Annotated in this window: 22 protein-coding genes; 12 read left to right on the top strand and 10 right to left on the bottom strand. The window is 67.8% G+C overall.

Translation table 11 applies throughout. The features are described from left to right. Nucleotides 1-7 precede the first annotated feature (7 nt). The 3 genes from BLQ28_RS04375 to BLQ28_RS04365 all read left to right on the top strand — a co-directional run bounded on the left by BLQ28_RS04375 (nucleotide 8) and on the right by BLQ28_RS04365 (nucleotide 3,316). Nucleotides 8-298: a hypothetical protein gene (locus BLQ28_RS04375; protein WP_143012413.1), complete on the top strand. Its 291-nt coding sequence runs from the start codon at nucleotides 8-10 to the stop codon at nucleotides 296-298. An 8-nt stretch (nucleotides 299-306) separates the two neighbouring features. Further along, complete coding sequence (locus BLQ28_RS04370) at nucleotides 307-2,421, top strand: phosphocholine-specific phospholipase C (protein WP_093237304.1); 2,115 nt, start codon at nucleotides 307-309, stop codon at nucleotides 2,419-2,421. Nucleotides 2,422-2,539: 118 nt separating this feature from the next. Further along, nucleotides 2,540-3,316: a DeoR/GlpR family DNA-binding transcription regulator gene (locus BLQ28_RS04365; protein ID WP_093237303.1), complete on the top strand. Its 777-nt coding sequence runs from the start codon at nucleotides 2,540-2,542 to the stop codon at nucleotides 3,314-3,316. 30 nt (nucleotides 3,317-3,346) lie between these two features. Here BLQ28_RS04365 and BLQ28_RS04360 read toward each other — a convergent pair whose 3' ends face one another. The 3 genes from BLQ28_RS04360 to BLQ28_RS04350 all read right to left on the bottom strand — a co-directional run bounded on the left by BLQ28_RS04360 (nucleotide 3,347) and on the right by BLQ28_RS04350 (nucleotide 6,445). Further along, the gene (locus tag BLQ28_RS04360) at nucleotides 3,347-4,270 is read right to left on the bottom strand and encodes a Bug family tripartite tricarboxylate transporter substrate binding protein (RefSeq protein WP_176801028.1); all 924 of its coding nucleotides are present in this window, start codon (nucleotides 4,268-4,270) and stop codon (nucleotides 3,347-3,349) included. 86 nt (nucleotides 4,271-4,356) lie between these two features. Continuing rightward, entirely contained in the window at nucleotides 4,357-5,301 is a 945-nt protein-coding gene (locus BLQ28_RS04355) for a hydroxymethylglutaryl-CoA lyase (RefSeq protein ID WP_093237302.1), read from the bottom strand. Further along, on the bottom strand, nucleotides 5,294-6,445 hold the full coding sequence (locus BLQ28_RS04350; RefSeq protein WP_093237301.1) for a CaiB/BaiF CoA transferase family protein: 1,152 nt from the start codon (nucleotides 6,443-6,445) through the stop codon (nucleotides 5,294-5,296). The genes BLQ28_RS04355 and BLQ28_RS04350 overlap by 8 nt, the downstream gene beginning before the upstream one ends. A gap of 159 nt (nucleotides 6,446-6,604) precedes the next feature. Here BLQ28_RS04350 and BLQ28_RS04345 point away from each other — a divergent pair, with 159 nt between their 5' ends. The 6 genes from BLQ28_RS04345 to BLQ28_RS04320 all read left to right on the top strand — a co-directional run bounded on the left by BLQ28_RS04345 (nucleotide 6,605) and on the right by BLQ28_RS04320 (nucleotide 12,805). Beyond that, on the top strand, nucleotides 6,605-7,516 hold the full coding sequence (locus tag BLQ28_RS04345) for a LysR family transcriptional regulator (protein ID WP_093237300.1): 912 nt from the start codon (nucleotides 6,605-6,607) through the stop codon (nucleotides 7,514-7,516). Nucleotides 7,517-7,549: 33 nt separating this feature from the next. Next, nucleotides 7,550-8,290, top strand: coding sequence for a glutamine amidotransferase (locus tag BLQ28_RS04340; RefSeq protein ID WP_093237711.1), 741 nt, complete (start codon nucleotides 7,550-7,552; stop codon nucleotides 8,288-8,290). A 114-nt stretch (nucleotides 8,291-8,404) separates the two neighbouring features. Then, nucleotides 8,405-9,043, top strand: a complete 639-nt coding sequence (locus BLQ28_RS04335; protein WP_093237299.1) for a CDP-alcohol phosphatidyltransferase family protein — start codon at nucleotides 8,405-8,407, stop codon at nucleotides 9,041-9,043. Nucleotides 9,044-9,081: 38 nt separating this feature from the next. Further along, complete coding sequence (locus BLQ28_RS04330) at nucleotides 9,082-9,657, top strand: glutathione S-transferase family protein (protein WP_093237298.1); 576 nt, start codon at nucleotides 9,082-9,084, stop codon at nucleotides 9,655-9,657. Between the two features lie 90 nt (nucleotides 9,658-9,747). Further along, the gene (locus BLQ28_RS04325; protein WP_093237297.1) at nucleotides 9,748-12,150 is read left to right on the top strand and encodes a penicillin acylase family protein; all 2,403 of its coding nucleotides are present in this window, start codon (nucleotides 9,748-9,750) and stop codon (nucleotides 12,148-12,150) included. Between the two features lie 4 nt (nucleotides 12,151-12,154). After that, the gene (locus BLQ28_RS04320; protein WP_093237296.1) at nucleotides 12,155-12,805 is read left to right on the top strand and encodes a histidine phosphatase family protein; all 651 of its coding nucleotides are present in this window, start codon (nucleotides 12,155-12,157) and stop codon (nucleotides 12,803-12,805) included. Here BLQ28_RS04320 and BLQ28_RS04315 read toward each other — a convergent pair. Next, nucleotides 12,802-14,403, bottom strand: a complete 1,602-nt coding sequence (locus tag BLQ28_RS04315; protein ID WP_176801005.1) for a purple acid phosphatase family protein — start codon at nucleotides 14,401-14,403, stop codon at nucleotides 12,802-12,804. The two genes, BLQ28_RS04320 and BLQ28_RS04315, sit on opposite strands and share 4 nt — an antisense overlap. A gap of 230 nt (nucleotides 14,404-14,633) precedes the next feature. On the opposite strand from BLQ28_RS04315, the gene BLQ28_RS04310 reads away from it, so the two are divergent. Beyond that, the gene (locus tag BLQ28_RS04310) at nucleotides 14,634-15,596 is read left to right on the top strand and encodes a DnaJ C-terminal domain-containing protein (RefSeq protein ID WP_093237295.1); all 963 of its coding nucleotides are present in this window, start codon (nucleotides 14,634-14,636) and stop codon (nucleotides 15,594-15,596) included. Between the two features lie 2 nt (nucleotides 15,597-15,598). Then, nucleotides 15,599-15,916 carry a chaperone modulator CbpM gene (locus tag BLQ28_RS04305; RefSeq protein ID WP_093237294.1) on the top strand — a complete coding sequence of 106 codons (318 nt, stop codon included), beginning with the start codon at nucleotides 15,599-15,601 and terminating at the stop codon, nucleotides 15,914-15,916. Between the two features lie 63 nt (nucleotides 15,917-15,979). On the opposite strand, the gene BLQ28_RS04300 is transcribed toward BLQ28_RS04305, so the two are convergent. Further along, nucleotides 15,980-17,716, bottom strand: coding sequence for a dipeptidase (locus tag BLQ28_RS04300; protein ID WP_093237293.1), 1,737 nt, complete (start codon nucleotides 17,714-17,716; stop codon nucleotides 15,980-15,982). A gap of 58 nt (nucleotides 17,717-17,774) precedes the next feature. On the opposite strand from BLQ28_RS04300, the gene BLQ28_RS04295 reads away from it, so the two are divergent. Beyond that, nucleotides 17,775-18,350, top strand: a complete 576-nt coding sequence (locus BLQ28_RS04295) for a DNA-3-methyladenine glycosylase I (protein ID WP_093237292.1) — start codon at nucleotides 17,775-17,777, stop codon at nucleotides 18,348-18,350. 95 nt (nucleotides 18,351-18,445) lie between these two features. Here the strand turns inward: BLQ28_RS04295 and BLQ28_RS04290 are convergent, their stop codons facing one another. The 5 genes from BLQ28_RS04290 to BLQ28_RS04270 form a co-directional block, all read right to left on the bottom strand. Continuing rightward, complete coding sequence (locus tag BLQ28_RS04290) at nucleotides 18,446-18,799, bottom strand: alpha/beta hydrolase (protein ID WP_093237291.1); 354 nt, start codon at nucleotides 18,797-18,799, stop codon at nucleotides 18,446-18,448. 164 nt (nucleotides 18,800-18,963) lie between these two features. Further along, nucleotides 18,964-19,842: an isocitrate lyase/PEP mutase family protein gene (locus tag BLQ28_RS04285; RefSeq protein WP_093237290.1), complete on the bottom strand. Its 879-nt coding sequence runs from the start codon at nucleotides 19,840-19,842 to the stop codon at nucleotides 18,964-18,966. Nucleotides 19,843-19,849: 7 nt separating this feature from the next. Then, nucleotides 19,850-20,770, bottom strand: a complete 921-nt coding sequence (locus BLQ28_RS04280) for a Bug family tripartite tricarboxylate transporter substrate binding protein (protein WP_256327186.1) — start codon at nucleotides 20,768-20,770, stop codon at nucleotides 19,850-19,852. Nucleotides 20,771-20,920: 150 nt separating this feature from the next. Beyond that, a complete protein-coding gene (locus BLQ28_RS04275; RefSeq protein ID WP_093237288.1) occupies nucleotides 20,921-22,375 on the bottom strand; it encodes a bifunctional 2-methylcitrate dehydratase/aconitate hydratase in 1,455 nt (484 codons plus the stop codon). Between the two features lie 38 nt (nucleotides 22,376-22,413). Further along, complete coding sequence (locus BLQ28_RS04270; protein ID WP_093237287.1) at nucleotides 22,414-23,397, bottom strand: Bug family tripartite tricarboxylate transporter substrate binding protein; 984 nt, start codon at nucleotides 23,395-23,397, stop codon at nucleotides 22,414-22,416. Between the last annotated feature and the right edge of the window lie 70 nt (nucleotides 23,398-23,467).

The raw sequence follows: 23,467 nt of genomic DNA, 5'->3' as shown, positions 1-23,467 counted from the left end.
GATGCACATGCACAACGAACCCGCGCACATCGCACGCCCGGCCACGGGCCAAGGCATCCGCCTTGCGTTCGCAACGCTTGTCGCCGCCGCACTGACCGCCTGCGGCGGCGGTAGCGGCGGGGGCGGCTTCAACTTCCCGCTCACGCCGGGCGCCACCACCCCGCCGCCCGGCGTGGTGGTCACCCCCAACGACCCGGCCACCGCCGGACCACCTCCGGAGGCCGTGACCCCGCCCGGCACCACGCCCGACAACCAACCACCCGCCCGTCGCCCCGAGACCGTGCGTTGCGCCCCCTGAGACCGTCCATGACAGACAAGCAAAACCCCAGCTCCCGGCGCGGCTTCCTGCGCGGCGCAGCCACCACCGCCGGCGCCGCGGCAGCATTCAGCCTGTTGCCGCCGGGCATTCGCCGAGCCTTGGCCACTCCGGCCGCGCAAGACACCGGCACCATCACCGACGTCAAGCACGTGGTGATCTTCATGCAGGAAAACCGCTCGTTCGACCACTACTTCGGCACGCTGCGCGGCGTGCGCGGTTTCGGCGATCGTTTTCCGGTGCCGCTGTCCAATGGCAAGTCGGTCTGGAACCAGCCGGCAGCCACGGGCACCGGAACCTTCCTGCCCCTTCACTTCGACACCACGCTCAACAATGCGCAGATCGGCCTTGGCCAGAACCACAGCTGGTCCGACGGGCAACAGGCCTGGAACAGCGGACGCATGAACCAGTGGGTGGCGGCCAAGAGCGCGCGTGCACTGGGCTACTACCAGCAGCCCGACATCCCCTACCAGTTCGCGCTGGCCGAGGCCTTCACCATCTGCGACGCCTACCACTGCAGCGAGCTCACCGGCACCAACTCCAACCGTCTCTTTCTCTGGACCGGCACCAACGACCCGCTGGGCCTGGGCGGTGGCCCCGCCATCGACAACACCAACGAAGACCTGGCCAACGCGCCGGGCTACAGCTGGACCACCTATCCCGAGCGGCTGGAGGCGGCCGGCGTGTCCTGGCAGATCTACCAGGACATGAATGACAACTACACCGACAGCCCGGTCGAAGGCTTCACCAACTACCGCAACGCCTACTACGCCACGAAACCGACCGACGCGCAGCGCTCGCTGAAGTCGCGCGCACTGACCACGCGCTCGCTGGCCGACCTGACTACCGACGTGATGAACGACCAACTGCCGGAAGTCAGCTGGATCGTGGCGCCGGCCAAGTATTCGGAGCACCCCGGCCCGTCGTCCCCGGTGTGGGGCGCCGCGTACACCGAGGAGGTCCTGATGGCCCTGACCTCCAGGCTCGACGTGTGGAGCAAGACCGTTCTGTTCGTCATGTTCGACGAGAACGACGGCTACTTCGACCACATGCCGCCGCCGGCCATTCCGTCACGCAACGCCGACGGCAGCGACGCCGGCATGAGCACCGTGTCGACGCTGGGCGAACGCAACGAGCTGAAGGCGCCCTACATGGGCTCGCCTTTCGGCATGGGCTGGCGTGTACCGATGTATGTGGTGTCGCCGTGGAGCAAGGGCGGCTGGGTCAACTCGCAGGTGTTCGACCACACCTCCGTCGTCCGCTTCCTGGAGCAGCGCTTTGGCGTGATGGAACCCAACATCAGCGCATGGCGGCGCGCGGTCAGTGGCGACCTCACGTCCTGCTTCAACTTCGCGACCCCCAACGCCGACCTGCCCGCGCGACCGCCCATCGACAGAACAACGGCCGACGCGGTCATCGCGAAACAGGCGAAGCTCCCGGCGGTGCCTGTTCCAGCCGCCAGCACCGGCACGATGGCGCTGCAGGCCACCGGCGTGCGCTATTCACGCGCGCTGCCCTACGAGCTGCACACCAGCGGCCGGCCCGACGTCGATGGGCGGAAGTACTGGCTGGTATTCGGCAACACGGGCAAGGCCGGTGCCGTCTTCCATGTCTACAACCACCTCTCGCTTGGCGACGTGCCGCGCCGCTACACCGTGGAGCCCGGCAAGCAGCTCAACGACAGCTGGGCGCCGACTTCGGACGGCAGCTACGACCTGTCGGTGTTCGGGCCCAACGGCTACTTCCGCCGCTTTCGCGGAAAGCTCCCGAGTTCGCTCGCGGGCGGCGTGGGCCTGCCCGAGATCCGTGTCTGCTACGACACGGCCAACGGCGACGTGCACCTGGAAATGCACAACATCGGCAACATCAGCTGCACGGTCACGGTGACGCCCACCGCCTACCGCACCGACGGCCCCTGGACTTTCGCGCTCGCGCCGGGCCAGATTCAGGTTCAGCAATGGGACCTGGCCTACAGCAAGCACTGGTACGACTTCAGCGTGTCGGCCAACGTGGATGACGGCACGACCTACCTGCGGCGCTTCGCCGGCCGCGTGGAAACCGGCACCGACGGCGTCAGCGACCCCGCGATGGGCATCCTGCCCTGACACTCGGCATCGCCCCGGCGGGCGCGGTGATCGGCACAATGGTGCCGGTCCCGCGCCCGTTCGCTTGCGCGTTGGCCAGGCCAATCCGCCATCCCTTCTTTCACACGCCAGCATCCTCATGCTCCAAGAAGAACGATTCCTGCGCATCCGCAGCCTGCTCGCCACTTTCTCCCGCCTGAGCGTCGACCGCATCGTGCAAGACCTTGCAGTCTCGCGTGAGACGGTGCGCCGCGACCTGCTCGAACTCGAAGGCCTGGGCGAGTTGCGCCGGGTGCACGGCGGCGCCATCGCCACCAGCGTGGAGCCCGAACCCCCGTTGGCCGTGCGCCTCGTGGCGCGCCAGCGGGAAAAGCGCGCCATCGCCAAGGCCGCGATCGCGCTGCTGCAGCCGGGGCAGACGGTGTTTCTGGACGCGGGCAGCACCACGTCGATCCTGGCGGAAGAGATCGCCACGCTCAGCGGCATGACGGTCATCACCAACTCGCTGAGCATCGCGCTCAAGCTCGCGGGTGCCAGCGAGGGACGTCTGACGGGCAACAAGACCATCCTGCTGGGCGGAGAGATCGACGTGAAGACGCAGGCCACGCTCGGCGACATCACGACCGAGAAGATCCGCAACTACCGCGCCGACGTGGCCCTGCTGTCGCCCGTGGGCCTGCACGCCAAGTACGGCGCGATGAGCTTCGAGCACTCCGAGGCCGCGGTGGCGCGCGCCATGGCCGAGCAGGCGCAGCAGGTGGTCATCGTGGCCGATCACGCCAAGATCGGCCAGGCCAGCCGAGTGACCTACATGCGCACCGCCGACATCGACGTGGTGGTCACCGATGCCAAGTCGCGCGACCTGCCCGGCCTGCCGGCGCTGCGCAAGGCATGCAGCAAGTTGATCCTCGCCTGAGGGCAATCAGCCCGAACCCGAACGGCGCCGTCACTCGGGCTCGATGCCCGCGGCCCGGATCACCTGCCCCCACTTGCGCGACTCGGCCGCCTGGAACGCCGCGAGGCCTTCGGGCGTGCTGGTGACGGCCTCGCCGCTGGTGGTCGCCTGGTAGGCCACGACGGCGGGGGCGGACGACACCTTGATCATCATTTCGTTGAGCTTGTTGGTGATGGCCGCCGGGGCGCCGGGCGGCAGGTACACCGCCGTCCAGTACGACATGTCGTAGCCCTTGACGCCGGCCTCTTCCACCGTGGGCAGGGCCGGCACCGCGGCCAGCCGCTTGTTGCCGCTCACGGCCAGTGCGCGCAGCTTGCCGCTCTTGACCTGCGGCAGCGCGGTCGGCGCGTCGGCGAACATGAAGTCGACCTGCCCGCCCATCAGGTCGGTGATGGCCATGGGGTTGCTCTTGTAGGGCACGTTCACCACGTCGATGCCCGCCATCTGCTTGAGCGATTCGCTGGCCACGCGGCTTGACGAGCTGCCGCTGCCGAAGTTGAGCTTGCCGGGCGACTTCTTCGCGGCCGCGATCAAGTCGGCCACCGACTTGATCGGCGAATCCGAATTCACCAGCAGCAGCATGTGGCCCTTGGACAGCAACGTGACCGGGGTGAAGTCTTTCACCGGGTCGTAAGGCAGCTTCTTGAACAGGTGCTCATTGGCCGCGTGCGTGGTGTTGGTCGTCATCAGCAGGGTGTAGCCGTCGGGCACCGCCTTTGCCACGTACTGTGCGGCGAGGAAGCCGCTGGCGCCGGCCCGGTTGTCGACGATGACGGGCACCTTGTATTCCGCGCCCAGCGCCTGCGCCATGCTGCGCGCCTGCTGGTCCGTGCCGCTGCCGGCCGCGAAGGGCACGACGATGGTGATGGGCTTGGCCGGGTACGGCTGGGCCTGCGCGACAGTGGCGGCAAGCATGGCCGCGGCGAGCGCCGTCGGCATGCGGAATCGGGGGAAGCAGGTCAGCACGGTCTTGTCTCCTGTGGAATGTTTTTTGAATGGGATCAGTGCCGGAACCTGCCCAGCGTGCCGGCACGCATGAGCTTTCCCGGGAGCGGATGGCCGACGATCTCTTCGGCGAGCCGCGCGCATTCGATCAGCGCCTCGAGATCGACGCCGGTGTCGATGCCCATCTCTTCGCACATGAACGCCAAGTCTTCGGTGCAGATGTTGCCGGCTGCGCCGGTGTGCCCTGCAAACGGGCAGCCGCCGAGGCCGGCGCAGGCGCTGTCGAAGGTGTCGATGCCCATCTGCAGGCCCATCAGTGCATTGGCCATCGCGGTGCCGCGCGTGTCGTGCAGGTGCAGCCCGAGCCGCAGCGCGGGCCATCGCTCGCGCACCGCGCCGACCACCGATGCGATGGCATTCGGCTGGGCCCAGCCCACGGTATCGGCCAGCCGCAGGATCGGCAGTTGCAGGCCGAATTCGTCCATCAGGCCCAGCAGTTGCGACACGCGCTCGACCACCGTGGCAGGGGAAATCACGCCTTCGAGGTTGCAGCCGAAAGCGGTCGTGACGATGCCGCGGGTCACCGGAATTGCATGCTCGACGCAGAACGCGAGCGTGGCGCGCTGCGCATCGAGCAGTGCGGCTGTCCCCTTGCCGTTGTTGCGCACCGAGAAGGCTTCGGATGCGCCGAGGCTCACCGTGCCTTCGATATCGAGCGGCGTTTCCATCGCGCGCTGCATGCCGCGCTGGTTGAGCCACAAGCCGGTGTAGCGCACGCCCTCGCGCTTGCGGATCGACCTCGCAACGATCTCCGCATCGGCCATGCCGGGCACGCGCGCGGGGTTGACGAAAGACACGCACTGGATTTCTTCGAGCCCCGTGAGGGCCAGCGCCTCGATCAGGCGCACCTTGTCGGCCGACGCGATCGGCCCGGCCTCCATCTGGAAGCCCTCACGCGGGCCCTCTTCGTGCAGATGCACGCGACGTGGCAGATCAGGCATCCGCGCCTCCTTGCGGCACCGGTGCGCCGAACTCCAGGTTGTGCTGCCCGAGGCGTGGCGCGACCGCGCGGTGTGCGGGCCGCACGCCATCGATCGACAACGGCAATGCCGTCAGCCTGAAGTCTTCGCCCGGCACCGCTTGCAGCATGCCGAGCGCCTCGACCTGCGGGTGCGCGATGGCCTCGGGCACGGTGTGCACGGGCGCACAGGGCACGCCGGCGGCGCTGAAGCGGGCCGACCATTGCGCGCGGGTCTGCGTGCGCAACAGCGGCACGATCTGCTCGAACAGGGCCGCCTTGTGCTGCAGCCTGAGCCTGTTGGTTGCAAAGCGCTCGTCGGTGGTCCAGTCGTCGCGCCCGAGTTCGTGTGCGAACTTGGCGAAGAGGCGGTCGTTGCCGCAGCAGATCAGCAAGGGCGCATCGGCCGTGTCGAACGCCTCGTAGGGCACAAAGCCGGGGTGGCCCGAGCGGTGGCGTTCAGGCAGGCGCCCTTCGTTGGCATAGGCGTCGGCCTTCTGGCCGGTCCAGACCAATGCGGTTTCGAGCAGCGAGGTGCTGACCACACCGCCCTTGCCCGTGAGGTGCCGACGCTGCAACAACGCCAGTGCACCGATCACGGCCCACATGCCGGTGCCCTGGTCGCAGACCGACGCGCCGGTGCGCATCGGCGGATCGTCGGGGCCGCCGTTGATGCTCGACAACCCGCTGAAGGCCTGTATCAGTGGCTCGTAGCCCGGCTGCATGCCAAGCGGGCCGGTGTGGCCGAAGGCGGAAATCTCGCAGTAGATCAGCCGCGGGTAGCGCGCGCACATCGTCGGTCCGTCGATCTGCATGGAGCGGGTAACGCCGGGCCGCAGGTTGTGGATCAGGATGTCGGTATCGGCCGCCAACCGGCCGAAGACGCTCATGCCCTCGGCACTCTTGAGGTCGATGGCGACGGACTTCTTGCCACGGTTGAACACGTGAAAGTTGAGCGCGTCGCCGTGGCGAAAGGCCGGCCCCATGTGGCGCGCATCGTCCCCGCCCTCGGTGCGTTCGAGCTTGACCACGTCGGCCCCGAGGTCCGCGAGGATCGCGCCCGCGAAGGGCCCGGCCAGCACCTGCCCGAGTTCGAGCACCCGGACGCCTTCCAGTATTTTTTCCATGCTTGCTTTCACGGGCCCGCTCGGTACGCCGGGGCCCTTGTCTCCGTCGATGGCTGCCAAGTCTGGCCCTCGCTCATTGATATGGGAAGGACAATATTTCTATATCTGTGATAACTTGATCGGATCAATCCGAAGCACGGAAAGCGAAGGAGACGGCCGGTGCGAATCGACATCACATTGCAGCAGCTGGAGGCCTTCGTCGAAGTCGCCCGGACGTCGAACTTCCGCGCGGCCGCCCAGGCGCTGCATGTGTCGCAGCCGGCGCTGAGCCGCACGGTGCGCATCATCGAAACGCTGGCCGGCGCCCGCCTGTTCGACCGCGACACCCGGCATGTCGAGCTCACCCCCGCCGGGCGCGAGCTGCTGCCGATCGCGCTGCGCATTCTTGAAAACTTCAACAGCTCGTTCAGCGAGCTGTCGCAGTTCCTCGAGGGCCGCAGCGGCCACCTGACGATTGCCGCACTGCCTTCGACCGGCGTGGCGCTGCTGCCGAAAGCCATTGCCGAGTTCCGCACGCTGCATCCGCAGGTGGCGTTCTCGCTGATCGAAGGGCCTGCCGAGCAGGTGCGCTCGGCGGTCGACGAAGGGCGCGCCGATTTCGGCATCAGCGTGCGCCCCGGCCCGCAGGAGCCAATGCTCTACCGGCACCTGATCGACGACCCCTTCGTGCTGCTGTGCCGGCATGACGATCCGCTGGCCAGCCGGGCTTCGGTGGCGTGGTCGGTCTTCACGGGCCGGCCTTTCATCGCAAGCGGCTTCAGGAGCAGCATCCGCCCGATCACCGACGCGGCCTTCCTGCAGCGCGGACTGCAGGTGGTGCCGGCGCTCGAATACCCGAGCGTGGCTGCAGCGGGGGCGCTCGTCGCGGCCGGGCTGGGGCTGACGGCATTGCCCCGGCTGGCGCTGCAGTTGACGAAGAACGACGAACTGGCCACCGTGCCGTTGCAGCGCCCCGCGATGTCGCGGCCCATCGGGCTGGTCACGCGGGCGGGCCGCTCGCCGTCGCCGGTCGGGCGCGCCTTCATGGACTTGCTGCACCGCCGCGAAGCCCGGCGCGAAACCACGCGTTGAGGTCGCCGCCCCACCTGCGGCATGATTCCGGCCATGGACAACAAGCCCCCGCACCCGCTCGTCATCATCAAGCTTGGCGACACCTTCGACGCCCTTCGCGCACAACGAGGCGACTTCGAGAACTGGATCGCCGATGGCCTCGACACGCAGACACTGCCGATCGTCGTGATCGACCCGCGCCGTGGCGATGCCCTGCCCGCACCCGAAGCCCTGTCGGGCGTGGTCATCACCGGCTCGCACGCGATGGTGTCGCATCGCGAACCCTGGAGCGAAACAACGGCCGCCTGGCTCGCACGACTGGTGGCGCACGGCACGCCGGTGCTCGGCATCTGCTACGGGCACCAGTTGCTCGCGCATGCGCTCGGTGGCGAGGCGGGCAACCACCCGGGCGGTGCCGAAGTCGGCACCGTCACGGTCACGCTGAACGAGGCGGCCGCCACCGACGCATTGCTGCGCGACCTGCCCACGCAGTTTCCGGCCAACGCGGTGCACTGGCAAAGCGCGCTGCGCCTGCCCGAAGGCGCGGTGCGACTGGCCGGCAGCGAACATGAGCCGGTGCACGCCTTTCGCGTCGGCGAGCACGCCTGGGGCGTGCAGTTCCATCCCGAATTCGATGCCGAGGCGATGCGCGGCTACATCGACATGCTGGCCAACGACCTGAAGGCCGAGGGCGCCGACCCTGCCGCGCTGCGCGCGCGCGTCGGTGCCACCGATGCCGCCGCCGGGCTGCTCGGCCGTTTCGCCCGCATCGCCGAAGCGCACCAGGCCGCCTGACACACACCCCATGGCGGCATCGCGGCGTGGAACCGCGCCCCCAAGAACCACCTGGCGCCTGGGTTAAGGTGCCGGGAATTTTCCAAGCCACCGAGCCCAGACGCCTTCTTCTTCATGAACTCTCCCGATTCCGCACCGGTCCGCAAGCACTTCTCGATGATCCGGGGCTTCCACCTCGCCGACGCGTTCACGCTCGGCAACGCGGCCTGCGGCGTGGGTGCGGTGTTTCTCGCCATGGCCTTCATGGCGAGCCAGTCGCTCGCGCAGTTCCTTTGGGCCGCCGCCCTGGCGCCGGCCGCCTTCATCTTCGACGTGTTCGACGGCCGCATCGCGCGCTGGCGCCAGACGCATTCGGCACTCGGCCGCGAGCTCGACTCGCTGGCCGACGTCATCTCCTTCGGCGTGGCGCCCGCCGCACTGGCCTTCGCGGCCGGACTGAACGGCGGCTGGGACTGCGTGCTGCTCATCTATTTCGTGGGCTGCGGCGTGAGCCGGCTCGCGCGCTACAACGTCACGGCCGAGGCGCTGTCCGAAGGGGCCGACAAGGTGAAGTATTTCGAGGGCACGCCCATTCCGACCAGCGTGGTGCTGGTGGGCGTGCTTGCGTATGCGGCCTGGCAGGGCCACATCGGCGCCACCGTGTGGGGCGGTGCCTGGGTCATCGGCCCGTGGCAACTGCACCCGCTCGTGCTGCTGTTCGCGCTCTCGGGCACGCTGATGATCAGCAAGACCCTGCGCATTCCCAAGTTCTGACCCACCACCCACGCTGAACAAGAAAAGGAGACAACGCCATGAAGCTGTATTTCGATCCGCAAAGCCGCTCGCAGGTCGCCAAGTGGATGCTCGACGAAGCAGGGGCCGACTACGAGATCGTGCCCACGCTCCTCAGGGACAAGGCGCACAAGCGGCCCGAGTTCCTCAAGATCAATCCGGCCGGCAAGGTTCCGGCGCTGGTCGACGGCCACACGCGCGTCTTCGAGAACGCGGCCATCTGCATGTACGTCGCCGAGAAGTTTCCGCAGAAGCAGCTGGCGCCCCCGCCGGGCTCGCCCGACCGCGGCCGCTACCTGTCGCTGATGGTCTATTCGACCGCGCAGCTGGAGCCCGCCATGGGCGACAGCCTGCTCAAGATCCAGAGCAAGAACAGCGCGCGCGGCTGGACCAACTTCGAGCAGGCCAAGGACGCGGTCGAACGCGAACTGGGCGCTGGCCCCTACCTGTTCGGCACGCGGTTCACCGCGGCCGACGTGATGATCGGCTCGATGTTCATCTGGCACCGCGCCTTCGGCGGCCGCTCGAACCGCCCGAAGATCGATGCCTACATCGACCGCCTGCAGGCCCGCCCCAAGGGCATGAAGTTCGGCTGAAAACCGCGCGGCGTGCCGCGCTGGCGACACTGCGCGGTGGCGGGCACGCCTTTTAATCGACTCCCTGTCTTTTCAACCCATGCCCGCACCATGACATCGAAGAACAACACCTCGCGCACCTGGTTTTCGTTGACGGCCCTGTCCCTGGGCCTGGTCGCCCTGCTCGCCGGCTGTGCCAGCACGCCGCCGCCCGGCTCGCGCAGCGTGACCATCGAGCGCACCACCTTCGGTATCGCGCACATCACGGCGCCCGACTACGAGGGCCTGGCCTACGGCACCGCCTACGCGCAGGCGCAAGACAACATCTGCCAGACCGCCGAGCACCTGCTGACGCTGCGCGGCGAGCGTTCGCAGTTCCTCGGCGCGCAAAACACCGGCGAGCTGGGCCTGGGCCGCATGCCCAACGCGCAGATCGACCTGTTCATCCGCTATCACATGGACGATGCCGCGCTGGCGCGCGCCGGCGCCACCACCAGCCCCGACGTGAAGGCTGCGCTGCGCGGCTACGTGGAAGGCTACAACCGCTACCTGCAGGATGTGGGCGCCAACGGCCTGCCCGCCGAATGCCGCGGCAAGCCGTGGGTGCGCCCGATGACTGCAGCCGACCTGTCGCGTGCCACCGAGAACTCGATGATCCAGGGCGGCCTGGGTGCGCTGGCCGGCGCCGTGCTGGCGGCCGTGCCGCCCGCACCGGGCACCAAGACCGGCGCCGCGCCGGTCGACCTGAAGGAAGCCGTGGCCGAGATCGGCCGCCACAGCTTCAACGCCAACCCCGAAGGCGGCGAGCTGGGCTCCAACGGCTGGGCCTTCGGGCGCAACGCCACGCCCGACGGCAAGGGCCTGCTGCTGGGCAACCCGCACTTTCCGTGGACCGGCACCAACCGCTTCTGGGAGCTGCACCTCACCATTCCCGGCAAGCTCGACGTGATGGGTGCCACCGGCGGCCTGAGCCCGGTGGTGGCGATCGGCTTCAACAAGGACGTGGCCTGGACGCACACCGTGTCGACCGGCAAGCGCTTCACGCTGTACGAGCTGAAGCTCGATCCCAACGACCCGACCGTGTACTGGGTCGACGGCCAGCCGAAGAAGATGGTGGCGCGCACCGTGGTGCTGCCGGCCGCGGCCACGGGCGGCGGGGCACCGGTGCAGCACACCTTCTATTCGACCGACTGGGGCCCCGTCATCTCGCTGCCGCGCGCCGGCCTCGGCTGGACCGCGCAGAAGGCCTACGCCATCCGCGATGCCAACACGCTCAACATGCGCTCGGCCGACAGCTGGATGAAGATGGCGCTGGCCCGTAACGTGGGCGAGCTGCGCACCGCCATGGGCAACCAGGGCATGCCGTGGATCAACACCATCGCCGCCGACCGCGACGGCAACGCGATGTACGCCGACCTGTCGGTGGTGCCCGATGTGTCGGCCGACATGCTCAAGGCCTGCGCGCCCTCGCCCGCCGCGGCGGCGCTGCTCAACGCAGCCGGCCTGCCGGTGCTCGACGGCTCGCGCAGCGCCTGCGCATGGAACCGCGACACCACGGCGGCCGCGCCCGGCATCATCGCGCCGGCCCGCATGCCGGTCGTCATCACGCCCGACTACGTGCAGAACAGCAACGACAGCTTCTGGCTCAGCAACCCCGAGACGGCGCCGATGGCCGGCGTCTCGCCGCTGGTCGGCCCGGTCGGCGTGCCGCAGCGGCTGCGCACACGCAGCGCGATCATGGAAATCCGCGGGCGCCTGGCGGGCAACGACGGCCTGCCCGGCAACCGCATGGGCGCGGCCGAGCTGCGCAGCGTGATCTTCCGCGACAAGAACCTCGCCGGCATGCTGGTGATGGACGACCTGCAGGCCGCCTGCAAGGCCAGCGCCGGCACGCTGAATGCCGACCAGGCCCTGGGCTGCCGCGTGCTGTCGGCCTGGAACCGCACCAGCAATGCCGACGCGAAGGGTGCGGCGCTGTTCCGCGAGTTCTGGCGCAAGACCAAGGACGTGCCGAAGGTCTGGCGCGTGCCGTTCGATCCGGCCCAGCCGGTGGCAACGCCCGCCGGCCTCGACATGGCCACGCCCGCCACGCGCGCCGCGGTGTTCAAGGCGCTGGGCGACGCAGTCGGCGTGGTCCGCACGGCCGGCTTTGCGGCCGACGTGCCGCTGGGCGTGCCGCAGTCGCGCACGGTGCGCGGCCAGAAGATCGCGCTGCATGGCGGCGACGAGTTCGAGGGCGTGCTCAACAAGCTCGAATCGCAGGGCCAGCCGTCCATCGACGCCAAGGGCTACAACGTCAACTACGGCAGCAGCTACATGCAGGTCGTGACCTTCGACGCGAACGGCCCGGTGGCGCAAGGCCTGCTGACCTACGGCCAGAGCAGCGATCTCGCATCGCCGCGCGCCTACGACCAGTTGCCGCTGTTCGCGGCCAAGCAGTGGCATCCGCTGCCGTTCCATCGCGCGGACGTGCAGGCACAGCGTGAAGGCGCGCCGCTGCAGCTTGCCTACTGAAGCCATGTCATCACAGACCACGCCTTCCCACACCGCCGCCGGCGGTCTCGACCAGCTGGTGCGGATCGCGGCGGCGCAGCCGCTGTCGCCGGCCTGCGACCACTTCTACTTCCTGCGCCACGGCCAGACCGGCCGCAATGCGCAGCGCATCTTCCAGGACGTCGACGAGCCGCTCAGCGAACTCGGCCTGCAGCAGGCGGCCCGCGCCGCGCAGCTGCTGGCCGGCGAGCCGATCCGCACCATCGTCTGCAGCGATGCGCGGCGCGCCCGCGACACGGCAAACGCGGTGGGCGCGACGCTGAAGCTGCAGCCGATACCCCAGGCTGCGCTGCGCGAGCGCAACTTCGGCGCGCTGATCGGCACGTCGTCGGCCAACATCGACTGGGCCTGCGAACCCGAAGGCGGCGAGACGCTGACGCAGTTCGTCACCCGCAAGCGGGCCGCGCTCGACGCGGCACTGCAGCAAGAGCCCGGGCCGGTGCTGGTGGTGGCACACGGCGGCACGCTCTACGCGCTGGCCGCGCTGCTGGGCGTGCCCATCGATTTCGAGCTGCTCGGCAACGCGCAGCCGTTGCGCTTTGAGCGCAGCGGCTCCGCGTGGCGCGTCACGCCGTTGCTGCGGCATGCCGACGACGGAGGCTCGGCGCTGGCCTAGTCTCGCCGGGGGCGGCGCAGCGTGAATCGCTCGAACGGCGAAATCTGCCCGTCCAGCCCCACCACGTCGTAGTAGGTCACGCGGATGGTGGTGAAGTCGCCGGGGTGCTTGCCCGGATCGAGGTCGAAGGCGGCGAAACCATAGGAGCGGGCGGCGTTGCGCACGGCCGACCAGGGCGCGTCCTCCGTCACGTAGATCGGTGGCCGCTTGCCGGTGGTGGCACTGCGCTCGCCCACGCCAGTGATCACCCGGCAGCACGGCGGATTGAAGAACAGCTGGTTGGAAGGCGCCGACGTGCCGCCGCCGCCGATCACCATGTGCACCGTGCCCTGCGTGGTGTCGATGACCTCGGTGCCGGTGGCCGTGGGGATGGGCGTCAATGTGGTGTTGGCCTGCCGCCCGCGGATGGGGTGCGAGCGCTCGTAGTGATGCTCGTGGCCGCACACCACCAGGTCGACGCCGTAGGTGTCGAAAAGCGGCAGCCATTCCTCGCGGATGCCGAGGTCGGCGCCGTTGAATTTGTCGGCGGTTGAAATGGCAACCTGGTGCATGCACACCACCAGCCAGTCGATCGACTTGTCGGCGCGGGCCGCCGCCAGTTCCTTCTGCAGCCATGCCTTCTGGGCGCCGCCGGAATAGCCGCGCACGTAGGAGTCGCCGGCATCCTGGTAGGTGACGTCGTCATTGGCGATGGCCACCACCCGCATCGAACCGACGGTAAAGGAGTACCACAGGCCGCGCGTCGTGTCGGTCTGGCCTTCGGCCGAAGGCAGCGAGAAGTAGGTCTGGTAGGCCTGGTAGCCGATCGGCCCGTTGCCCAGCTCGTTCTCGTGATTGCCGGGCGAGGGCATCCACGGACGGTTGCGGGCGCTGCGTGAGTTGTTGTTCCAGAAGTCCCACCAGGTGCGCACCCGGTCCTGGGCGAGGTTGGCGTAGCACAGGTCACCGTTGAAAAGATGGAACAGCGGGCGCAGCCGCTCCACGCCCAGCGTGGTGTCGCCGGACGCGGGCGCGCCGAGGTTGTCGTTGACGTACGTGGTGCCCGGCAACGTCACGCCGGCAGGCGGCGTGAAAACCTTGCCGAGGGTGGGCGTGCCCTGGTCGCCGAAGCTGGTGAAGCTGAACGCCCGGCGCCCGCGCGGCGCGGTACGGAAGGTGCCGAATTGCGGCTCCGCGCCTTCGTGCAGCGCGGCGTAGAGGTACGCCGTATTGGCCTTCAGGCCATCGACCTTGGCGTGATGGGCATACACGGTCTGCCCCGATTTACCGTCGACATAGCTCGCGGGGCTGGCCGCCACCGTCTTCTCGAGCTTGCCGTCGGGCAGGCCGATCAGCACGCGCGGCTGCCGCACCGGTTGCAGCGTGTGCCACGACACCACCATCTGCGCCGAGGCATCGGCGCCGAACTGCAGATGCAGGCCCGCCACCGGCGGCGTGGCGACCGGGTCGGCCGCTGGGGTGTGGGTCGTGGCGGGCGCCCTGGCCTCTTCGGCGCCGGCGCGCAGGGTCATCAGCAGCGCCCCGGTGCCGATGCCCGCGGCAGCCAGGAGCCTGCGGCGGTTGAGGTCGAGGCCGTGTTCGTTGTCTGGTTCTGTCATGTGGGAATGTTGTTGTGCACAGAAGCGGGCCACGCTAGCAGCGGTGCATGACAGTCGTGTTGCGCCGCGGGAAGTTCGCGGAGGGTTCGCGGGAGGCTTCACGGATCGCCAAGGCCCGGTACAAGCCCCTTGGCCCAAAGCAGGACGCGGCGGGCAACGTGCTTGTATGCTGCCGCTGAGTCCCAATCTGGTCCCGAAACCCCTAGAAACACGGTAACCAACGCTGCACCATGGAATTCAAGGACTACTACAGCGCCCTGGGCATCGAGCGCACCGCGTCGGACGACGAAGTGCGCAAGGCCTACAGGAAACTCGCCCGCAAATACCACCCCGACGTCAGCAAGGAGCCCGACGCCGAGACGCGCATGCGCGACATCAACGAGGCCAAGGACGTGCTGGGCGACAAGGAGAAGCGCGCGGCCTACGACGCGCTGGCCGACCGCGTCGCGCGCGGTGGCCATCCGCAGGGCGACTTCCAGCCGCCGCCCGGCTGGGACGCGGGTTACGAGTTCCATCGCGGCCCGCGCCAGGGGCCGGCCGACCATGCCGACTTCAGCGAGTTCTTTTCCTCGATGTTCGGCGAGGCCGAGCGGCGCGGCGCCACGCGGCAGAACTACCGCGCGCGCGGCGAAGACCACCACGCGGCCATCGAGATCACGCTCGAAGACGCACTCAACGGTGCCGAGCGCGAGATCACGCTGCGCGCGCAAACGATCGATGCGCAAGGCCATCCGCAGTGGGAGAACCGCACGCTGAGCGTGAAGATCCCGCCAGGCGTGCATCCGGGCCAGTTCATCCGCCTTGCAGGCCAGGGCATGCCCGGCCATGGCGGCGAAGCGGCCGGCGACCTGTACCTCGAAGTGCGCATCGCGCCGCACAAGCTGTACCGCGTGGAAGAGCGCGACCTGTACATGACGCTGCCCGTCACGCCCGCCGAAGCCGCGCTGGGCGCGCAGGTGCAGGTGCCGACACCGACCGGCGGCGTGGTCGAGGTCACGGTGCCGCGCAATGCGCGCAACGGCCTCAAGCTGCGGCTCAAGGGCCGGGGGCTTGCGGGCAAGACACCCGGCGACCTGTACCTGCTGATCGACATCGCGCTGCCGCCCGCCGACAGCGACGAAGCCCGCAAGGCCTACGAACAGCTGGCGCAAGCCACGGCATCGTTCCACCCACGCCAGCATCTGGGAGTCTGAGCATGGTGAATTTCACACTCACAACCGCCACCGCCATCAGCGCCGCGCACCCGCTGGCGGCCAACGAACTGGCGCATGCCGTCGGTGCCGACACCGCCTGGGTGGTGCAGCTGGTCGAGGTCGGCATCCTGCAGGTCGAGACCGCCGGAACGCCACCCGAGCGCTGGCAATTCTCCAGCGCCGACCTGCAGCACGCGCTCGAAGCGCGCCGGCTGGAGCGCGACTTCGGCGTGGGGCTCGACGCCGCTGCGCTGATCCTCGACCTGCAGCACGAGGTGCGGCGGCTGAAGGCCGCGCTCCAGGCGCACGGCCTGCGCTGATCGCCGACTGCTGACCGTTGCCGGCAGTGGCCCCTGGCTTCGCGCCAGCCAGGGTCACTGCGATCACTGCATCTGCCGCAGATTGCCGATGCGCACCAGCATCTCGGTGAACATCTGCATGTCGGCATCGAGGTCGGGCACTTCCTTGTATTCCTTCGCGTTGTGCGCCGTGTACTTCTTGCCGGGCATGGCGGGGCCGAAGTTGATCGCGTTGGGCATCAGCTTGGCCGTGGTGCTGCCGGCCGTGGGCACGGGCTTGGCTTCGAGGCCGGTGGTGTCGCCGTAGATGTCGAGCAGCGTCGAAAGCCACGCACCCTTGGGGTCGCGCGCCATCCAGTTGCCCTGGTCGTGGTTGACTTCGAGCTTCACCTGGTTGGCGATGGCCCAGCCGTTGATCTTTTCGGCCACCTGGGCCTTCAGTTCATCGGGCGTACGACCACGCGGCATGCGCACGTTGACCGTGACTTCGAGCCTGCCGTCATTGCCCATGCGGATCAGGTTGGGCGAGAAGGTCAGCGGGCCCATGAAGTCGTCCTTGTAGCCCAGGCCCAGCTTCTCGCCGAGGTAGCCGGTGCCGTAGAGCGCGTCGATGTACTTCACCGCCTTCAGGTAGGGGTTGGCCGCCAGCGGCACACCGGACTCTTGCAGGAACAGCGCCAGGCGCGGCAACGGGTTCACGCCCTCTTCGGGCCGCGAGCCGTGGGCCGAGACACCTGTGACCTTGAGGTCGATGCTGTCGGTGCCGCGTGCGATGTCGATGGAGAACTTGCCGCCCTGCCCTTCGTACTTCTGCAGGAAAGCAGGCTTGGCGGCTTCGAGCTTTGCGGCAACGGCCGCGAGGTCGCCGCCCTTGAGCGTGGCCGTGGCGGTTTGCGGAACGGCATTGGCCGATGCGGCACCGGCCATGGCCGTGATCGCCGTCGCCGCGCTGTCGGTCGCTTCGGCCGGGAACAGCACCTTCAGTGCGCCCGATCCCTTTTCGGCCACCACCGCCGGGTACTTGCTGTCGAGCACGATGTTGTAGGCCGGCAGTTGCGTCTTCGTGCGGTAGTACTGCATCGCGTCGCCGCCGGCTTCCTCGGTGGTCTCGATCATGAGGCGGATGCTGCGGTCGATGGGCAGGCCGCTGTCTTTCACGGCCTTCATGGCATAGAGCACGGCGGCGATCGAGCCCTTGTCGTCGATGGTGCCGCGGCCGTAGAGGAAGTCGCCCACGCGGGTCATCTTGAAGGGGTCCAGGCGCGTGCCGTCGTCGAGCACCCATTCGGAGAGCACCGCGGGCACCACGTCGGCGTGCGTGAGGATGCCGAACTCCTCGGTGCCCTTGCCCTTCAGGCTGACTTCGAAGATGCGGTTGTCGACGTTGCGAAAAGCCAGCCCGAAATCTTTCGCCATCTTCTCGACCAGCTGGCCGAACTCGATGATCGGCGGGCTTTCGTGCGGTGGCACCTGCACGTTGCGCACCGTGGGAATCGCCACCATGGTGCCGATGCTCGCGATCACGGCTTGCTGGTTCTGCAGCCGGTTGTACAGGCCGAGCAGGCGCGCGATGTTGACGAGATCATCGCCAGCCAGTGGCGACTTGCGACGGTAGGCGGCCACCGCGGGCCGCAGCGCGGGGTGCGCCTCTGCGGCTTGAGCCAGGAACGCATTGAAATCGGCAGGCGCCTTGCCGCCCTGCCATGCGGCGGCAAGCTGGTCGAGCGCGGGCTTTTTAAGGGTTTCGGCGAAGGCCGGCGCACCAAGGCCGAGCACGAGGCCCAGCGAAAGGGCCGACAATGAAAAACGAAATGGCTGCATCAGGGTGACTCCCTCATTCTGAAAACACGCCGACGATAGCCGAGCCAAGAACCCGACCATGAGCACCCCAAGTTCCACCAAGATCCGCTGCGCCTGGGCCCAGACCGACCCGCTGCTGACCGAGTACCACAACGCCGAATGGGGCGTGCCCGAGCACGACAGCCGCGCGCTGTGGGAAAAGCTGATGCTCGACGGCTTCCAGGCGGGCCTGTCGTGGCTCACCATCCTGCGCAAGCGCGATGCGTTCCGCAAGGCTTTCAAGGGCTTCGTGCCCGAGAAGATCGTCAAGTTCACCGAGGCCGATGTCGAACGGCTGATGCAGGACGCAGGCATCGTGCGTTCGCGCTCGAAGATCGAGGCGACCATCGGCAACGCCCGCGCCTACCTCGCGATGCAGGCGGCGGGCGAAGATTTCTCGAAATTCATCTGGGGCATGGCGGGCGGCAAGCCCATCGTCAACCGCACCGGCAGCGTGCCGACGAAGACGCCGCTGTCGGAAGAAATCTCTGCGGCGCTCAAGAAGCGCGGCTTCAAGTTCGTGGGGCCGGTCATCGTCTACGCATGGATGCAGGCCACCGGCATCGTGGACGACCATGCGGCCGATTGCCATCGGCACGGCGCCAAGCGCAAGTAATACAGACAACGCCCCAAACGAAAAACCGGACCAGGCTTTCGCCGGGTCCGGTTTTTCTTTGGCTTGTGACCTGAAGCGGCTTGCGCCGCGACAAATTACAGACCGGCTTGACGCGTGAAGGTCAGGCTCTTGGCTTGCGCAGGGATCACGCTGCCAGCGAAGGTTTCGGGGCGCAGGTTCTGGCCCGGTGCGTGTGCAGCGGCAACGGCTTGGCTGCGGATGGTGGCGCGGTCGGCCGAAGCGGCCAGCACCGGCGTTGCGGTCGATGCAGCGCCGCCGTTGTCGCCGTACACGTTGCCAGCGCGGGCAGCTGCCACGGCTTGCGGTGCCACGTCAGCGCGGCTGTAGCCGGAAGTCACGGAGTGCACGCCTTCGTAGGTTTCTGCATGGGCGCCAGCGGCGGCGAGCAGGGACAGAGCGGCGGCGGCGAGGATGTTCGAGGTCTTCATTTCATTTCCTTCTTGATTGGGCTTTGAGGTGCCCTGAAGTTTGCACCACGATTCCTAGGGAAAACCCTATTTAATCGAATCGCAGTGTTCATGAAATTGAAACAATGACGAGGAACTTTCTGACGACGCTAACTCAAGTGCCCTTCGCGTCGCAGAAAACCCGGCTAGTTTGCATACTTTTTCTCTAAATCGTCAAGCAGAGGCTTGCCGACCAGGCGCTGCCTTTCAGCAAAAGGTGCTACCAGCGCCGGGTCTTCGTCCAGCCGGCGGGTGTCGCGCAGCACAGTCAACGCACGTTGCATGCCAGCCACCGCGCCCTGCAAGGCGGCGTTGGCGTAGAGCACGAAGCCATAGCCCAGCGCCCCCAGTTCTTCGGCGCCGAAGGTCGGCGTCTTGCCACCGATGACCATGTTCATGAGTTGCGGCCTGTCCAGCCGCTTCGGCATGGCGCGCACTTCGTCGGCCAGCGTCACGGCCTCGACGAACAGGATGTCGGCCCCCGCCTCGCTGAATTTCTGCGCCCGCTCGATGGCCGCCTCGAAGCCGTGTACGGCCGCCGCGTCGGTGCGGGCCATGATGAGCAGGTCGCTGTCTTGCCGCGCATCGACCGCCGCTTTGATCTTGCCGAGCATCTCGTCGGTGTCGATCACCGCCTTGCCCGAGAAATGCCCGCAGCGCTTGGGGCTGACCTGGTCTTCGAGCTGGATGCAGTCGGCCCCTGCCCGCTCCAGCACGCGCACCGTGTGGCGCACGTTGAGCGCATTGCCGAAGCCGGTGTCGGCATCGACCAGCAGCGGCAGGCTCACCGCGTCGCGGATGCGCGCCGTGTGCTCGGCGATCTCGTGCAGGCCCATGAAGGCCTGGTCGGGCAAGCCGAGATACATGTTGGTCACACCGGCGCCGGTGATGTAGATCGCCTCGAAGCCGAGGTCTTCGACCACGCGGGCCGACATCGCGTTGAACGCGCCCGGCACCAGCACGCCGCGGCGCGCCTCGGCCAGTCGGCGCAGGGTTTTCTTCGGAGATTCGTTGGTTGTGCTCATGGGGTTCTCAGTCTTCCTTCATGCCGGTCGCCTTGACCACGCCGCCGAGCCGCGTGCGTTCTTCGTCGACGAACTTGGTGAAGCTCGCGCGCGTGCCACCGATGGGCTCGATGCCCATGCCCTTCAGGCGCTCGACGGTGGCGGGCGTCTTCATGGCGGCGTCGATCGCGGCGGCCATCTTGTCCATGATCGCGTCGGGCGTGCCGCGCGGCGCATGCACGCCGGCCCAGTGCGCGATGCGGATTTCAGGAAAGCCCTCTTCCGCTGCCGTCGGCAGATCGGGGTAGGCCGAGATGCGCTGCGACCACGTGCCCGCGAGCGCCTTCAGCTTGCCGCTCTTCACATACGGCAGCACCACGATGCTGGCCTCCGACGTGGCTTCGACCTGGCTGCCCAGCACCGCCGTGATCGACTCCGAGCCGCTCTTGTAGGGCACCACGTCGAGCTTGCTGCCGTACTTCGTTTCCAGGATGCCTTCGACGAAGTGCGGCGTGCTGCCCGTGCCGGCCGTTGCCCAATGGAAGCCGCCACCGGCCTTCTTCGATGCGGCGACGAATTCCTTCAGGTCCTTGTAGGGTGCGTTGGCCGGCACCACGATCACCGAAGGTGCGAGCCCGATCATGGCCACGGGCACGAGCGCATCGTCCTTGTACGGCATGCTCTTCTTGATCATGCTGTTCGACACCACGCCCGCCGCGCTCACCAGGAAGGTGTAGCCATCGGGCGCGCTCTTGGCGACCACGTCGGCCCCGAGGATCGCACCGGCACCGGGCTTGTTGTCGACGATGACCGGCTGGCCGAGCTGCTTCGATGCACCTTCGGCCGCCGCGCGCGCCATCAGGTCGTTGGCACCGCCCGCGGAAAAGGGCACGACGAGCCGGATCGGCTTGGCGGGCCATGCCTGGGCGGCGGCGCCCTGGGCGAGCATCGAGACGGCAAGCCCGATGGCGAGCGAGGCAAAGCGAATGGGAAACATCTTGTTCTCCTGTGTTGTAGTGGCTGTGAAGAAGCACGGCGAACCGTACTTTTTCATGATGCCACGGCCCCCTTTGACAGGGCCACCCACAGGGCTCATGCCTCAGGCCGTGTACAGGTCGACGTACTCGTTCACCGGCATCGCCTCGAGCTTCTTCGCGTCGAGCGACACATCCAGAATCGCCTGCTGCTGCTTCTGCGCGAAACGGCGCGCCAGGTTGGTCCGGAACTTGGCTTCGAGCAGCGGGATGCCGTCCGCGCGGCGGCGCTTGTGGCCGATCGGGTACTCCACCACGATCTCCGAGAAGCTCGTGCCGTCCTTGAACTCGACCGTCAGCGCATTGGCGATGCTGCGCTTCTCGGGGTCGTGGTAGTCGGCGGTGAACTTCGGGTCTTCCACGCACACGATCTTGTCGCGCAGCGCGTCGATGCGCGGATCGTTCGCCACGCTGTCCTCGTAGTCGCCAGCCGTCAGGCGGCCGAAGATCATCGGGACCGCCACCATGTACTGGATGCAGTGGTCGCGGTCGGCCGGATTGTTGAGCGGCCCCTTCTTGTCGATGATGCGAATGCAGGCCTCGTGCGTGCGAATCGTCACCCGCTTGATGTCGTCCACCGTCTTGCCGGCCTGCGCCAGTTGCTTGTGCAGCGCCATGCCCGCCTCCACCGCCGTCTGGCTATGGAACTCGGCCGGAAAGCTGATCTTGAACAGCACGTTCTCCATCACGTAGCTGCCATAGGGCCGCTGGAACTTGAAGGGCTGTCCCTTGAACAGCACGTCGTAGAAGCCCCAGGTCTTGGCGGTCAGCACGCTCGTGTAGCCCATCTCGCCCGTCTTCGCGATCAGCGCCAGCCGCACCGCGCGGCTGGTGGCGTCGCCCGCGGCCCAGCTCTTGCGGCTGCCCGTGTTGGGCGCATGGCGGTAGGTGCGCAGGCTCTGTCCATCGACCCAGGCAAGCGACACGGCGTTGATGATCTCGTCGCGCGTGAGCCCCAGCAGGCGCGCCACCACCGCGGTCGATGCCACCTTGACCAGCACCACGTGGTCGAGCCCCACCTTGTTGAACGAGTTCTCCAGCGCCAGGCAGCCCTGGATCTCGTGCGCCTGGATCAGGCCTGTGAGCACGTCGCGCATCGTCAGCGGCTTGCGCCCTGCCGCCACCGCATTGCGGCTGAGCCAGTCCGCCGTGGCCAGGATGCCGCCGAGGTTGTCGCTCGGATGGCCCCACTCGGCCGCGAGCCAGGTGTCGTTGAAGTCGAGCCAGCGGATCATCGTGCCGATGTTGAAGGCAGCCTGCACCGGGTCGAGCTGGTACGGCGTGCCGGGCACCTTGGCGCCGTTCGGCACCACCGTGCCGGGCACGATCGGCCCGAGCAGCTTGGTGCACGCCGGGTATTCGAGCGCTTCCAGGCCGCAGCCGAGCGTGTCGATCAGACAGTGGCGCGCGGTTTCATAGGCCAGTGCGCTGGTGATCTGCTGGTGGTTGAGCACGTAGTCGACGATGTCGACCAGCACCTGGTCGGGTTCGGGGCGGATGTTGCTGATGTGTGCGGACATGAGGTCTGGGTCTCTCTCTAAACAAAAAACAAAAGGGGTCATTCGGCCTTGATGCCGGCCTCGCGGATCACCTTGCCGTAGCGCGTGATCTCGGCGCGGATCAGCGTGCCGAATTCTTCCGGCGTGCCACCGGCCGCGCCCACCCCCGTGGGCTCCAGGCGGTCTTCGACGTCCTTGGCGCGGAGCATCGCATTCAGTTCGCTGCTCAGCCGCGCCAGCACCGCGGGCGGCACGCCCTTGGGCGCCACCAGGCCGTGCCAGGCCACGACGTCGTAGTCGGGCAAGCCGCTTTCGGCCACCGAAGGAATGTCCGGATAGGCCGGCAGCCGCTTCGCCGTGCTCACGGCCAGCGCGCGCAGCTTGCCGGACTTCACGTGCTGCATCAGCGCCTCAGTGCCGGCGAACAGCATGTCGACATTGCCGGCCAGCAGGTCGTTGACGGCCGGCCCGGTGCCCTTGTAGGGCACGTGCGTGGCCTTGACCTTCGCCATCTCGAACATGTATTCGGTCACCACATGCAGGTGCCCGCCGGCACCGCTCGATGCAAAGGTGAGCTTGCCCGGGTCCTTGCGCGCAAGCGCCAGCAGCTCCTGCAGCGTGCGTGCCGGCACCTGCGCGTTCACGCACAGCACGTACGCGCCGCGCGACAGCTGTATCACCGGCGTGATGTCGGTCACGGGGTCGAAGCTGAGCTTGTAGAGCGCCGGGTTGACCGTGTAGCTGCCCGCCACCAGCAGCAGCGTGTAGCCGTCGGGCGCGGCCTTCACGCCGATCTCGGTGCCCAGCACGCCGCCTGCGCCGGGCCGGTTGTCCACCAGCACCGTCTGGCCGACGCGCTCACCGAGCTTGGCCGCGGCCAGCCGCGCGATGAAGTCCGAACCGCCACCCGGCGCGAACGGACAGACGATGCGGATGGCCTTGGACGGAAACGCCGCAGCCTGCGCCCGCGCAAGTCGCGGCGCGAGTCCGCCCAGCGCAAGCGCCGGAACGAGGGCTGAGAAGCTTCGACGGTCGATGTTCATGGCGGGGTTCCCGAAAGTGGATGGCACACGGATGGCACGCGGATGGCAGGCCCGCACGGATGCGAGGCAC

Origin of the sequence: Variovorax sp. EL159 (assembly GCF_900100965.1) — a bacterium.
In the GTDB taxonomy this organism is placed as follows: domain Bacteria; phylum Pseudomonadota; class Gammaproteobacteria; order Burkholderiales; family Burkholderiaceae_C; genus Variovorax.
This window is presented reverse-complemented; position numbering and strand designations above follow the sequence as displayed.